Raw genomic sequence first — 13,858 nt, 5'->3', positions numbered from 1 at the left:
CGTTTGAGCCTAGCCGTTAGCCAAATGACGCCAGGTCCTTGTCTAACCTCTATTAAGCACTATTTTTATCCGTGTACTGGACAGAGGAACATACTGTATACTTAAACACATATTGTTCAAGCAGGCAGATACCGACTGTCTTTTATCGTTTATGGAGTTTGGTATGTCTCGACCACTCACAGCACGTCAACAGCATGTTTTTGATTTTATCGTAAAAACCATGGGTGAATTCGGATATCCACCCACTCGCGCAGAAATTGCCAAAGCGCTAGGGTTTAAATCGCCCAATGCTGCTGAAGAGCATTTGCGCGCGCTTGAGCGCAAGGGTGTGATCCGCATTATTCGCAATACATCACGCGGGATTCGTCTGCCTAACCAGGATGTTCAGGAAGTGAGCGATTCGCCTGCTCCTGTGGCGGCCAATAGTGATCTTCCCCCGGCCGGCTTGCCCGTTATTGGCGAAGTTGCCGCGGGCAGCCCCATCTTGGCGGCTGAACACATTGACCGCTACTGCCCGCTGCCAGCAGAGTACTTCACGCCCAAGGCCGACTACCTGCTGCGTGTGCGCGGCCTGTCGATGAAGGATGTTGGCATTCTTGAAGGCGACTTGCTGGCAGTGCATCGCACTGACCGCGTACGTGACGGGCAGATCGTTGTCGCGCGCCTGGAAGATGAAGTTACCGTGAAGCGCTTTAAGCGTCAGGGCCATCAGGTAACGTTAATGGCCGAAAACGCTGATTTTGCCCCTATCGAAATCGACTTGCGCACTCAGTCACTGGATATTGAAGGCGTCGGGGTGGGCGTTATCCGGGGCGGCAACGGTCAAGCACTCGGCTAATGTACCGCTTGTGGTGAGTTGGCGGCAGAGCATCGTGTTAAGAATATAATTTCTTAAGAACAGAGAATACAGCGTCTTGATAGCTTTCAAGCGGGTGGCCATTTCCATGGCCACCCGCTTTTTTTTGGCTTAAACGCAACTACGGGCGTTTAGCTGAATACCACCGTCTTATTACCGTGAATCAATACGCGGTCTTCCAGGTGCCAGCGCAAGCCACGTGCCAGCACGGCTTTTTCCACATCGCGGCCAAAACGAACCAGATCAGTGGGTGTATGGCAATGGCTCACGCGATGGATATCCTGCTCGATAATCGGCCCCGCATCCAGCTCCTCGGTCACATAGTGACAGGTCGCACCAATCAGTTTTACACCGCGCTCATAGGCCTGATGATAAGGCTTGGCACCCGCAAAAGAGGGCAGGAAGCTGTGGTGAATATTGATCACCTGACCGGCATACCGCTCGCATAGTGACGGCGGCAGAATCTGCATATAACGTGCCAGCACGATGCAATCCGCGCGCGCATGATCGATATGCTCTTTCACTTGGGCAAACGACGCTTCTTTATTGTTCGGATCAACCGGCACATGGTGATAAGGAATACCGTACCACTCGGCGATTGAACGCATGTCTTCGTGATTGGAAATCACACCGGCGATATCGCAATCCAGCTCACCCGCCTGCCAGCGATACAGCAGATCCACCAGGCAATGGGACTCACGCGAGACCATCAGTACCACCCGACGGCGCTTTTGAGTATCGACCAGCGACCATTGCATAGAAAACTCTTGAGCGATCGGTTCAAAGGCACTGCGCAACGTTTCAGCGGACATCCCTAGTGAATCAGCCAATATTTCGTAACGCATAAAAAACCGGCCCGTTTGCAAGTCAGAGTGCTGGCTGGCTTCGGTAATCGAACCGCCCTGCTGAGCTATAAAACTTGATACACGAGCAACAATGCCTACCTGATCAGGGCAGGAAACGACCAAACGATAATAATGAGACATACGGGATACTCTTTGATCTGCGAAATACTTTTGACGTAATGCAGTAGTTAGCTCAATGGATCATACAAAGGATAATGCCAAAGGCAGTTCAACGGCGCAGCGAACAGACCTAGCACTGCGCCGACAATAAAGACCGCCTAGTGTACCGGAACACCTTTCACGAAGCACCGGCCTCATATGCCATGGTCATTGTTAGCCGCCCCTGCCTTCCCGTATAGTTAAGGCATTACTTTTTAGGCTTTTCATAACTGATGCATCCACCACGCGTTCAACTTCGTCCCCGCCGTCGCCCTCCTCTGCGCCTACTGCCGCTGGGTGGGTGTGGTGAAATCGGCATGAATCTAACGCTATATGGATACGACGATCATTGGATCGCGGTCGACTGCGGCATGATGATTCGCCAGGATCTGCCCAATTCACCACTTCAAGTGCCCAATCTGGATACCCCGGAGGCCCTGGGCATCACTCCCCAGGCGCTATTTATCACCCATGGCCACGAAGACCATATTGGCGCGGTTGCCTGGCTATGGCCCAAGTGGAACTGTCCAATTTATGCAACGCCGCTAGCCGCAGGCCTGTTACGCTTAAAATTCGCCGAACATCAGTTAAGCAGTACGGCCATCAAGGTAATCGAGCCCGGCGAAGCAATGGAAAGCACGCCGTTTTCGGTACGCTACATGCCTCTGACCCATTCGATTCCTGAAAGCTGCGCGCTGATGATACTGATTGGCGGCTACCGCGTACTGCATACCGGTGACTGGAAGCTGGATCCTAACCCCCTTATTGGTGACCCCATTAATGCGGCCCATTTTCGGGCGCTCGCCCCGGTTGATTTAGTGGTTGGGGATTCAACTAATGCTCCTCTGCCGGGTCACTCGGGCAGTGAAGGCGATGTGGCTAAAGCGCTGTCTAAAACCTTGGGCGAATGCAAGGGCCGCGTGGTGGTCTCCTGCTTTGCAAGCAACCTAGCGCGAGTATTAGCCATTGGCCGGGCGGCGCACCAGTGTGGACGCCGAATTAGTTTAATGGGTCGCTCAATGGAGCGGATGGTGGGTGTTGCACGAGGCCTTGGCTATATGGATGACTTGCCAGCCCTCGTTCCATCGCATGATCTTGGCTATTTACCTCCAGATGAAGTGGTCATTATCGCTACAGGCAGCCAGGGTGAACCGCGTGCAGCCCTGCAAAGGCTTGCTCAGGGGCGCCATCCGTTTATTGACCTTGAGCCCGGCGATAACGTTATTTTCTCCGCCAAAACCATTCCGGGTAACGAACGCCCAATTGAGCAGCTAAAACGGCGTCTAAAGCAGTTAGGGGTGACGATTTTTGATGAGATAAATCACCCGGAGCTGCATGCTACCGGGCACCCGGCGCAGGAAGAACTAACCAAGTTTTATCAGTGGGTACGGCCAAAACACCTTATCCCGGTACACGGCGAGGCTCGCCATCAGCAGGCGCATCAGGCCATTGCCCAAGCCCTTGATATTAGCGCGCCTTTAGCGCCCGTGAATGGCGACATTATCGTGCTGGATGGTCAGGGGCTCCGCTGTGAAGCGCGCCACCCCCAACCACCCTGCATCGTTAATCAAAATAGTGTTGTGCCACATCCAGGCTTGGAAAACGCTAAAGCCACGGCCCGCCGAGGCAGTTTGTACCTTGCGCTACCGGTCACGGCTAGTGAGACAGGCTGGTGGCGCATAGGCCGCCTGATGCTAGATACCAGCAGTGCAAGCCCCCTGGATGAAGATAGCTTTAGTGAATGGCTGGATGATCAGCTTGAGGATATTGAAGCCGATACGTTAGCGGACCTACGCTTTGCGCTTCAGCCGCGCTTGATTCATTGGCTGGCAGAACATATGCAGCATATGCCCGACGTACATTTGCAAATTATGGCGGCCGAAGCGCCCTTATAAATGTAAGCCTTGTTTTAGGGCTAAGCGCTAGCGTTCCAGAGCATAGGCCCGCCCTACGTCCAGCGAGCCGCATCCTGGGTATCTGTGGTGCGCTCTTTTACCCAGTATTCGCCTTGTCCCGAGTGCTCTTTCTTCCAGAATGGCGCTTGGGTCTTTAAAAAATCCATTATGAAGTCGCACGCCTCAAAGGCTTCGCGTCGGTGGGCGCTGGCGACCAGCACACGTACGATCGGGTCGCCTGGCGTGAGATACCCAACACGATGAACGATGTACACGGCCTGCAGCGACCAGCGCTGCCAGGCCTGCTCACCAATACTTTCCAGCGTTCGCTCCGTCATGCCCGGATAGTGTTCAAGGGTCAACCCCGTCACATCCGGGGTTTCATTGAAATCACGCACCAAGCCGGTAAAACTCACGACAGCGCCAATGTCGGTACGCTGTGCCAGCACTTGCTCATAGCCATCAGCTAACGCAAACGGTGTAGCCTGAACATGCACCCGGATATTCATGATCTAGCCTCCGGTCACCGGTGGAAAAAACGCCACCTCATCCTCGTTGGTAATACGCGCACTGTCGTTGGCCATGACCTGATTAATCGCACATAGCGTACGCTGGTCGTTGAGCACGCTAAAGCGCGGATCACGCTGGCTTAAAGCGGCTTTTAAACCGGCAATATCGCAGCTGGGCACTTGCTCCAGATCGAGCACGATATCACTCACGCCTACTCGCTCACGCAGCTCGGCCAAGAACTTTACCCGAACGCAAGGCGAGGCACAGCGCTCTCCTAGGGTTACCTCTCCCGTTGCCCCATCACCTGTTACGATTGGCGCCGCTGGGCGGGCATCACGCTGATAATCTCCCCGCACGCCGCCGTGTTTGCTTTCCAATTGGACAGCATCGATGCGCATATCTTTATCCACGGCTTTGCACATATCGTAAAGCGTCAAACAAGCAACCGATACGGCAGTCAGCGCTTCCATCTCAACACCGGTACGCCCATTCAAACGGCATAGCGCCGTCACCTTGACGCAGCTGTCTTGCTGGTCGATCTCAAACTCTATCGATACTTTAGAAAGCGCTAGGGAGTGGCAAAGCGGAATCAGCTCATGGGTACGTTTGGCGGCCTGTATACCGGCGATACGCGCAGTGGCAATAACATCGCCCTTGGGAAGCTTGCCGTCACTTAGCAAGTTAAGCGTTTCAGGCTGCATGATAATCCGCCCCGAAGCGACTGCCTCACGGCGCGTTTCGCGCTTATCACCAACATCAACCATATTAGCCTCACCACGCGTATTGAGGTGGGTTAGCTGCATGTTTTCACCTATCGTTTGAAGCCATCGTTTTAAGCTGGACTGTTGGGTTGGGTGCTCACCCAGGCAAGCACCCAGCGGGTAATCGCATCAAGATCATTCAGGTCTAACAGGGCCACTGAGGGGCTAAGTTCAATCGGTGCCTCTGCGTCGAGCGCGACGGCTTGTAGCGTTGCATCATCAAGAATTGATGTCTCTCCAATGCCCTTACGATACAGTACAAGTTTGGGAATGGGCCATGCTTTAAATCCTTCTACAATGACCAGATCCGGCTGATGATGAGCCATCATCGCCAGTAACGCGCCCAGGTCAGGCTCCTCTTGGTCGGGCGTTTCCTGCATGAGTGCAAAGCGTTGCCGTGATGCGACCAGCATTGGAGACGCCCCGGCACTGCGCAGCCGATAGCTGTCTTTGCCAGGCTTATCTACATCAAAGTTGTGGTGGGCATGCTTGATAACGCCAACATCCAGCCCTGCCTCGCGTAATCGCGGCAGTAATTGGGTCAGTAGCGTGGTTTTACCCGTTCCACTCCAGGCGGCAATACCTAGTACAGGAAACGTTGTCGTTATGCTGCCTACCATCTCCCCATACTCCTTCTAACAGCGTTTAACATGCGTCGCTTACTCACCTTCCCGCTCGCGCGGCAGTAGCCAATTTAACGCAATCCCCACAAGTGCGGCCAGGCTAACGCCCTGTAGCGTGAACTGACCTTCGCCAAACTGCATGCCGCCAATCCCGAAAACCAAAATCAAGGATACCACCACCAGATTACGTGGCGCCGTTAACGACTGCCCGGCACGTACCAGCGTATTCATTCCCACCACGGCGATTGAGCCAAACAGCAGTGTCATGATACCGCCCATCACGGGTCCAGGGATGGTTTGCAAAAGCGCCCCCAGCTTGGCCACAAACGCCAGTACGATGGCAAGCACGGCTGCCACAATCATGTAGGTAGGGTTAAAGGCACGGGTTAGCGTTACCGCCCCAGTCACTTCGGAATACGTTGTATTGGGTGGCCCGCCAAACAACGCCGCGACCGTCGTCGCCAAACCATCGCCTAATAACGTGCGATGCAGGCCTGGTTTTTCCAAATAGTTTTTCCGCGTTACCGAGCCAATCGCGACCATATCACCGATATGTTCGACCGCAGGCGCAATGGCGACAGGAATCATGAATAAAATGGCCGCCCAATGAAAACTGGGCGCGGTAAAGCTGGGTAGCGCCAGCCAGGCCGCTTCGCGAACCGGGGTGAAATCGACGACTCCCATAATCAACGCCAGCGTATAACCCGTAAAAATCCCTCCCATAATGGGCACCAGGCGTAACAGGCCACGGCCGAAGACCGCCAAGACCAAGGTGACCAGCAGACTAGCCATCGATAAGAAAATGGCTTGTCCATAGCTGATATTATCGCTGGTTTCACCGGTTGCCATGCTTACCGCAACAGGCGCCAGCGCCAAGCCAATCACCATGATGACCGGCCCCACCACGACAGCAGGCAGTAAGCGGTTAAGCCAGCCAACCCCACGTAGACGCACGGCCTGAGAAATGGCGACATACACCAAGCCTGCCACCATTAACCCGCCCATGGTGGCCGATACCCCAAAGCTTGCAATGGAGCCTTGTATGGGCGCGATAAAAGCAAACGAGGAGGCCAGAAATACCGGCACCGTCTTTTTCGTGACCGCGTGAAATACCAACGTACCCACACCGGCAGTGAACAGCGCGACGCTTGGATCCAGCCCGGTTAACAGCGGCACTAACACCAACGCGCCAAAGGCGACAAACAGCATTTGCGCACCGGTCAGCAGTACCTTTGGCCATGACTCTGGCTGGCTGACAGCATCACTCATCACACAACTCCTAAGGGTTTGTTATTCATATTGAGGGGGCAAAAATTGAGAGGGCAAAAAAATGCCCCTAGCGCGAAGCGCAAGGGGCAATATCAGACGGAGCGCTTAGCGCGTTCCAAAAATCTTGTCTCCGGCATCTCCCAAGCCTGGGACGATATAGCCGTTTTCATCCAACCGGTCGTCTACCGACGCGGTATAAATTTCAACATCGGGATAAGCCTCCTGCACCCGTTTGATCCCTTCTGGTGCCGCGACCAGAACAATCACTTTCATATGCTCGCAGCCACGCTCGCGCAGCATATCAAGCGTTGCGACCATCGAGCCGCCGGTTGCCAACATCGGATCAATGACCAGTGCCATACGCTCTTCAATATCGTTGGCGAATTTCGCAAAGTAAGGAACCGGCTGCAGGGTTTCTTCATCACGGTAAAGGCCCACAACACTGACGCGCGCACTGGGAATCAGATCCGTCACGCCTTCAAGCATACCTAAGCCAGCGCGCAAAATAGGGACGACAGTGACCTTTTTACCTTTAAGGCGGCGCGTAGCGATAGGCTCGCCATTCCAACCTTGAATCTCATGGTCTTCAAGCTCCAGGCCTTTGGTCGCCTCATAGGTCAAGAGCTTGGCCACTTCACCTGCCAGTTCACGAAAGCTTTTAGTGCTTAAATCAACTTCGCGCATCAGTCCCAGCTTATGTTGAACAAGCGGATGGTTAATGGCGTAGACACTCATGGGGCTTCCTCACTGCAGGGATATCAGGATGGCGACGTAGGTCGCATCTTCAGGCATACAAAATTGCGCGCCATTCTACCTGTATCTGACCACTAGGTTAAGCGCTTTCGGGCAGTTGCCAGTCAATAGGCGAACGCCCCTGTTCTACCAGGAACTGATTCGCTTGAGAAAACTGGTGGTTGCCAAAAAAACCACGATGAGCAGACAGCGGCGAAGGATGGGGCGACTCCAACACTAAATGGCGCTGCTGATCGATTAGCGCTTTTTTCTGGCGCGCATGGCTGCCCCACAATAAAAACACGCACGGCGGAGCATGCTGGCTTACCGTTTCGATTGCTCGATCCGTAAACTGCTCCCAACCTTTGCCCCGGTGAGAGGCAGCATTACCCTGCTCAACGGTCAAGGCCGTGTTTAACAGCAGCACTCCCTGGGTAGCCCAGCTAACCAGGCTGCCATGGCGTACCGGCTTAAAGCCTACATCGCTTGCCAACTCTTTATAAATATTGACAAGTGACGGGGGGATTTTCACCCCCGACTGAACGGAAAAGCTTAATCCATGCGCCTGGTTAGGCCCGTGATAGGGGTCCTGACCGAGGATAACGACTTTTACATCTTTCAATGGCGTCAGCTCAAACGCCCGAAACCAATTGGAAGAGTGGGGATAAATAACTTTTTTAGCCGTTTTCTCTTGGGCCAAAAACTGTTTCAAAGCCTTCATGTAATCTGCTTGAAACTCATCACCGAGCCATTGGCCCCAGTCGTTCGTCAGTGGATTAGTCATAATTCCTTTTAACTTGGTCAACAAGTGGCTCTACATATGCAACGCCCATATCCCAAGGGAACTGGATCCAGCATTGCTGAGCCACTTCAGTGAGATATTGGTCCACTAAAGGACGCCCTTCTGGCTTAGCATAGATAGTCACAAAATGGGCTTTCGGCATCATTTCACGCACTGCACGCGCGGTTTTACCAGTATCCACCAGATCATCGACCAACAGCCAACCTTCACCATCGTGGTCAACGCCCTTCATGATATTCAGGCCGCCCTGATCCATATGGTCATAGCTTTTAATACAGATCGTATCAATCAGGCGCACGTTAAGTTCGCGGGCAATGAGTGCCGCCGGAATTAATCCACCCCGGGTGATCGCCACAATACCTTTAAAGTCCCGCTCGATCATTTGATGGCAAAGCTGGCGCACATCGCGGTGCAACTGGTCCCAGGAAATGGTGAAATGCTGGTGATAGCGTTCGCTGCTCATGAGAGGCGTTACTCGTCTTCGTTGAAAGAACATACCGCGAATACGCTAAAACCAGCATCGCGAATTTTCTGAGAACCGCCCAACTCGGGTAGGTCAATAATCGTGGCAGTTTCTACTACTTGTCCGCCAGAACGCTGGATAAGGTTGGCGGCGGCCAACATAGTGCCACCAGTGGCAATCAGGTCATCCATCAGCAGGATCCGGTCACCCTCCTGAAACGCATCAGAATGCAGCTCAACTTCAGAATGGCCGTATTCCAGCTTGTAGGTTTCACTGATCGTTTTAAAAGGCAGTTTGCCTTTTTTACGAACCGGTACAAAGCTACAGCCCAGCTCATAGGCAAGCGGCGCACCGATAATGAAACCACGCGCATCAATCGCCGCGATGGCATCTAAATTCATTTCCTGATAGCGATGTACAAAACTGTCGATCAGCTTGCGAAAAGCCGCACTGTTTTGTAATAACGGAGTGATATCTCGAAAGTTCACCCCCTGCTCAGGCCAATCAGGAACGGTGCGAATAACCGACTTAATGTAGTCGCCGTAGATGCTCATCGCGTCTCTCATAGATTAATAATAAATAGCCTGGGCGCTTAACCCAAGAATAGAAACTTCGCTGCAAACAGCAATGCAAGGATCACAACGGCCGGGTTCAGGTCACTAAACCGGCCAGACAGCGCTTTAATACCCACAAAGCTTATAAACCCTAAGGCAATACCGTCAGCAATAGAGAACGTGAGCGGCATCGCCAGTGCAGCAATCAGTACCGGTGCTGCATCGGTCGGATCTTCCCAGTTCGCATGAGCCAAACTGCCGGCCATAAGAACCGCCACGTACAATAGAGCGCCTGCCGTGGCATACGCGGGTATGGAGCCCGCCAGAGGCGCAAAGAAAAGGCTGATTAAAAACAACACGCCAACCACTACGGCGGTTAACCCGGTTCGCCCACCAGAGGCGATACCCGCGGTTGATTCGATATAGCTGGTGGTGGTCGAGGTGCCCAGCGCCGCCCCAGCCATGGACGCGGTACTATCTGCCATCATGGCGCGCCCGATACGCGGCAATTTACCATCTTTATCCAACAGCTTGCCCCGGTGAGCAACGCCCACTAGCGTGCCGGATGTATCAAACAGGTCCACGAACAAAAACGCGAAGATAACGCTAAGCATTGCGACATCCAATGCGCCCATCAAATCCATCGCCATAAAGGTAGGCGCGATAGACGGTGGCATTGACATCAACCCTGCATACTCATTGTGACCCAGCAGCATCGCCAGCAGAGTAATACCCAGGATACCGATCAACACTGCACCTTTGATCCGCAGGTAAGACAGCGCAGTGATCACAAAAAAGCCTAGCAGGGCATATAAAGGCGCAGGCTGTGACAGATCGCCCATTGAGACAAAGGTCGCCGGATTAGCGACCACAATGCCGGAGTTTTTAAGCGCAATCATGGCCAGGAAAAGACCAATCCCCGCCGCGATCCCTAAACGCAGCGACATGGGAATGGAGTTAATGATCCACTCGCGAATCTTAAAAATACTCAGCAAGAAAAAGGTCAGGCCCGAAAAGAAGACCGCGCCCAGTGCGGCTTCCCAGGTGTAGCCCATGCCCAGTACCACGCCATAGGTGAAAAAGGCGTTAAGCCCCATACCGGGTGCCTGAGCGATAGGGTAATTAGCCCAAAGCCCCATGACGAAGCAGCCAATCGCCGCCGCCAAGCAGGTCGCCACAAAGACGGCGCCGTAGTCCATGCCCGCTTCTGACAAAATACTGGGGTTCACGAATATGATATAGGCCATGGTCAGGAACGTCGTGATCCCGGCAACAACCTCCGTCTTCACATTCGTGTTCAGCTCGGTCAGATTGAAATAGTTATCCAGAAGTTTCATGAATGTTTTTATCCTTCGCGCAAACGCAAAATGCGTCCCCTTGGAGCGAGAAAAGCCGCACATGTTACCGAAAGGTACCGTGTGATGCGAGTACCAAACGCGCAGCCAGTTGAGGCGGAAGAGCCTCCGCCAGTAATAACGCTAGCAATCTTCAGGCCATCAACTAACCAATCGGTCAGTTAGCTTGGTTCCAAATCGTTATGCGCGCTTGGCCAACACACGCTCAACGGTTTCAACAATGACCTGGGTTTGCGGGTCAATCTCAATATTGACGTCATCGCCAGGCAGGCGCTCGCTGAGCATTGTGCGAGAAAGCGTTTCCGGAATCAGATTAACGCTGAACTCAATACCGTTGTCGTCTGATGCACAGCGTACATCCCCAACCGTTAAGCTAATACCATCCACCCCGATATAGCCTTTCTCAAAAACGAAGCGGCCAATCGTGTCAGGTAAGGCAAACCATAGCCGACGATTATTAGGCGCTTCTTCGATGGCCACCACGTTTGCCATACAAATAATGTGACCAGACATGGAGTGCCCACCAATCTCATCACCAAACCGGGCGGCACGCTCAATATTGACGCCTCCTCCCGGTGCAAGTGCACCAAGATTAGTCAATCGTAGGGTTTCCCGCATCAAGTCGAAACTAACGTTATCGCCGTTAATCCCGGTAACGGTGAGGCACACCCCGTTATGGGCCACTGAGGCACCGATTTCCAATCCCTCGCGCATGGCCGCAGGCATAGCCACTACATGGGTTCGAAACTCGTCAAGTTCATGCACCTCTACTACGGTCGCGATACCCTGCACGATGCCGGTAAACATAATGAATCCTCTAGTACGTCATCTTGAAAGCGCTTATTCAAACATGAATTAACAAAGGCGCAAGTTTACGCTCCTGAACAAAATAATGCGCTTATCGCGCGGCTAATAAGCCTAAGAATATATGGCTCGCCCTGGCATTAATTATCAGCCTTGATTCCGCTATGAAAAGTTAAATACACCAAAACAGTGGCTAAATTTACCAAATACCTCTGACGAAGCGATGTCCAACGTAAAATCAGCCGGTTTCAATTGACAACCTGGGGGCTGCTCTTTAGACTTTTGGCCCATGTAATGACGCCGATTTGTACCCATATTGCGGGCGTCCATCAAATCAATGATTTGGTGAAGTGCAGCTAAAAGGGTGTGTCCAGCGTTGATGGCCACCCGTCAGGGTGGCCTTTTTTTTATATCCCGCCCTGCGCTTGCTCCCTCGCACTCCGTCTAAGGCCTCCCATTAAGGCAGACGCTATGATTGAACTTAGTAACGTTAGTAAAACCTATGGCAGCGGCGACAGTGCCGTTCATGCCCTGAGCGATGTTAATTTATGTGTGCCCAAAGGTACTATCCATGGCGTTATCGGCTTATCCGGTGCGGGCAAGTCAACGCTAATTCGCTGCGTGAACCTTCTTGAGCGCCCTACCCAAGGCAGCGTCACGGTAGATGGCCAGGAAATGACCCGCTTGAGCGGCGGTGCTCTGAACCAGGCGCGCCATCGCATTGGCATGATTTTCCAACATTTCAACCTACTGACCACGCGTAACGTGTTTGATAACGTTGCCCTGCCCCTTGAACTGATGGGTGAAAAGCGCAACGCTATTCAAAGCCGCGTATTGCCATTACTTGAAATGGTAGGGTTGGCTGATAAAGCCAAACAGTATCCTGCCCAGCTATCTGGTGGTCAAAAGCAGCGCGTTGCTATCGCTCGCGCCCTGGCTAGCAAGCCCAACGTCCTGTTATGCGATGAAGCAACGTCAGCACTCGACCCGCAAACCACCGGCTCCATTCTTGAGCTTCTGCGCGATATCAACCAGCAGTTGGGTATCACTATTTTATTGATCACCCATGAAATGGAAGTGGTTAAGTCAATTTGCCACCGAGTGAGTCTTATCTCTAACGGCAAACTGGTGGAAGATGCGGAAGTCGGCGACTTCTTTACCGCGCCACGCACCCAGCTGGGTCGTGAGTTCCTGAACGATTTTCTTCAACTCAGCCCGCCCAAGGAGCTTATTGAACGCTTGAGCGCAACGCCAAGCGAGGCCACTCATCCTGTGGTGCGCCTGACGTTCTCGGGCGATGCCGTTTCGACACCGCTTATTTCGCGCCTGGCGCGTGAATGCAATGTAGATGTAAGCATTCTACAAGCCAAAGTGGAGTCCATTCAGGACCGCACCTTAGGGCTTATGATTGCGGAACTACTCGGCACCACCGAGCAGACGCAAAAAGCGATGAATTATCTTCAGTCTCACCAGTTAGAAGTCGAGGTACTTGGTTATGTCCAGCGCAATGTTTGACCTTATTTTACAGGCCACGCTGGATACGCTGTATATGGTGGCGATCTCCGGCGTCATATCAACGCTGCTCGGCCTACCGTTAGGCGTCTTGCTGTATGTGACACGCCCACGCCAAATTCTAGCCCAGCCGGTACTTAATCAGACGTTAAGCATTATTACCAATATTGGCCGCTCGATTCCCTTCATTATATTGATGGTGGCCATCATCCCCTTCACGCGCATGCTGGTGGGCACCTCCATAGGGATTAATGCCGCCTCGGTACCCTTAACCATTGCGGCCATCCCTTTTGTGGCGCGCCTGATAGAAGGTGCGCTCAATGAGGTATCTCCAGGCTTGGTTGAGTCTGCTCAATCCATGGGCGCAACGCCCTGGCAGGTTATTCGCAAGGTGCTTATCCCCGAAGCGCGGGGCGGCATTATTACGGGCCTTACCATTACGCTGGTAACACTTGTTAGCTATTCTGCCATGGCGGGCGCTGTAGGCGGTGGCGGCCTGGGGGATCTGGGTATCCGTTATGGGTACAACCGTTTCAACCCTACTATCATGCTGATTACCGTAATTATTTTGGTGATCATGGTGCAAGGCTTTCAAAGCCTGGGTGATTACTTGGTGCGTAAAAGCGACCGTAAATAATGATAGACATTGCCTATACGGATTTATAACAAAAAAACATTAGAATTATTTTTCTTATTCCAGCATTATCAATTCATGGTG

15 protein-coding genes are annotated in these 13,858 nt (G+C 52.8%); 4 read left to right on the top strand and 11 right to left on the bottom strand.

The window, feature by feature from the left end; all coding sequences use genetic code 11:
• Positions 1–163 precede the first annotated feature (163 nt).
• On the top strand, positions 164–838 hold the full coding sequence (gene lexA / locus ACT3R7_RS10155; RefSeq protein ID WP_192538264.1) for a transcriptional repressor LexA: 675 nt from the start codon (positions 164–166) through the stop codon (positions 836–838).
• Between the two features lie 149 nt (positions 839–987).
• On the opposite strand, the gene purU is transcribed toward lexA, so the two are convergent.
• The gene (gene purU / locus ACT3R7_RS10150; protein WP_192538265.1) at positions 988–1,842 is read right to left on the bottom strand and encodes a formyltetrahydrofolate deformylase; all 855 of its coding nucleotides are present in this window, start codon (positions 1,840–1,842) and stop codon (positions 988–990) included.
• Positions 1,843–2,177: 335 nt separating this feature from the next.
• On the opposite strand from purU, the gene ACT3R7_RS10145 reads away from it, so the two are divergent.
• Positions 2,178–3,755: a ribonuclease J gene (locus tag ACT3R7_RS10145; RefSeq protein ID WP_193091699.1), complete on the top strand. Its 1,578-nt coding sequence runs from the start codon at positions 2,178–2,180 to the stop codon at positions 3,753–3,755.
• A gap of 53 nt (positions 3,756–3,808) precedes the next feature.
• Here the strand turns inward: ACT3R7_RS10145 and moaE are convergent, their stop codons facing one another.
• The 10 genes from moaE to ACT3R7_RS10095 form a co-directional block, all read right to left on the bottom strand.
• Complete coding sequence (moaE, locus tag ACT3R7_RS10140; protein WP_193091676.1) at positions 3,809–4,264, bottom strand: molybdopterin synthase catalytic subunit MoaE; 456 nt, start codon at positions 4,262–4,264, stop codon at positions 3,809–3,811.
• A gap of 3 nt (positions 4,265–4,267) precedes the next feature.
• Positions 4,268–5,068: a cyclic pyranopterin monophosphate synthase MoaC gene (gene moaC, locus ACT3R7_RS10135; protein ID WP_192538267.1), complete on the bottom strand. Its 801-nt coding sequence runs from the start codon at positions 5,066–5,068 to the stop codon at positions 4,268–4,270.
• 29 nt (positions 5,069–5,097) lie between these two features.
• A complete protein-coding gene (gene mobB / locus ACT3R7_RS10130) occupies positions 5,098–5,646 on the bottom strand; it encodes a molybdopterin-guanine dinucleotide biosynthesis protein B (RefSeq protein WP_192538268.1) in 549 nt (182 codons plus the stop codon).
• A gap of 39 nt (positions 5,647–5,685) precedes the next feature.
• On the bottom strand, positions 5,686–6,918 hold the full coding sequence (locus ACT3R7_RS10125; RefSeq protein ID WP_018917217.1) for a uracil-xanthine permease family protein: 1,233 nt from the start codon (positions 6,916–6,918) through the stop codon (positions 5,686–5,688).
• 105 nt (positions 6,919–7,023) lie between these two features.
• On the bottom strand, positions 7,024–7,653 hold the full coding sequence (gene upp / locus ACT3R7_RS10120) for a uracil phosphoribosyltransferase (protein ID WP_018917218.1): 630 nt from the start codon (positions 7,651–7,653) through the stop codon (positions 7,024–7,026).
• A gap of 97 nt (positions 7,654–7,750) precedes the next feature.
• Positions 7,751–8,434, bottom strand: coding sequence for a uracil-DNA glycosylase (gene ung / locus ACT3R7_RS10115; protein WP_193091677.1), 684 nt, complete (start codon positions 8,432–8,434; stop codon positions 7,751–7,753).
• The gene (gene gpt / locus ACT3R7_RS10110; protein WP_018917220.1) at positions 8,427–8,915 is read right to left on the bottom strand and encodes a xanthine phosphoribosyltransferase; all 489 of its coding nucleotides are present in this window, start codon (positions 8,913–8,915) and stop codon (positions 8,427–8,429) included. The genes ung and gpt overlap by 8 nt, the downstream gene beginning before the upstream one ends.
• Positions 8,916–8,923: 8 nt before the next feature.
• Complete coding sequence (locus tag ACT3R7_RS10105) at positions 8,924–9,469, bottom strand: adenine phosphoribosyltransferase (RefSeq protein WP_192538271.1); 546 nt, start codon at positions 9,467–9,469, stop codon at positions 8,924–8,926.
• Positions 9,470–9,507: 38 nt separating this feature from the next.
• On the bottom strand, positions 9,508–10,806 hold the full coding sequence (locus ACT3R7_RS10100) for an NCS2 family permease (RefSeq protein WP_193091678.1): 1,299 nt from the start codon (positions 10,804–10,806) through the stop codon (positions 9,508–9,510).
• Between the two features lie 198 nt (positions 10,807–11,004).
• A complete protein-coding gene (locus ACT3R7_RS10095; RefSeq protein WP_193091679.1) occupies positions 11,005–11,631 on the bottom strand; it encodes a riboflavin synthase subunit alpha in 627 nt (208 codons plus the stop codon).
• Positions 11,632–12,099: 468 nt separating this feature from the next.
• Here ACT3R7_RS10095 and ACT3R7_RS10090 point away from each other — a divergent pair, with 468 nt between their 5' ends.
• A complete protein-coding gene (locus ACT3R7_RS10090) occupies positions 12,100–13,143 on the top strand; it encodes a methionine ABC transporter ATP-binding protein (protein WP_193091680.1) in 1,044 nt (347 codons plus the stop codon).
• A complete protein-coding gene (locus ACT3R7_RS10085; protein ID WP_192538275.1) occupies positions 13,124–13,777 on the top strand; it encodes a methionine ABC transporter permease in 654 nt (217 codons plus the stop codon). The genes ACT3R7_RS10090 and ACT3R7_RS10085 overlap by 20 nt, the downstream gene beginning before the upstream one ends.
• The last annotated feature ends 81 nt before the right edge of the window (positions 13,778–13,858 follow it).

It is taken from the genome of Halomonas sp. AOP43-A1-21 (assembly GCF_052376775.1).
Classification (GTDB): Bacteria; Pseudomonadota; Gammaproteobacteria; order Pseudomonadales; family Halomonadaceae; genus Vreelandella; species Vreelandella colorata.
Note: the sequence above shows the minus strand (reverse complement) of the source record. Positions and strands in the feature narration are given on the sequence as shown.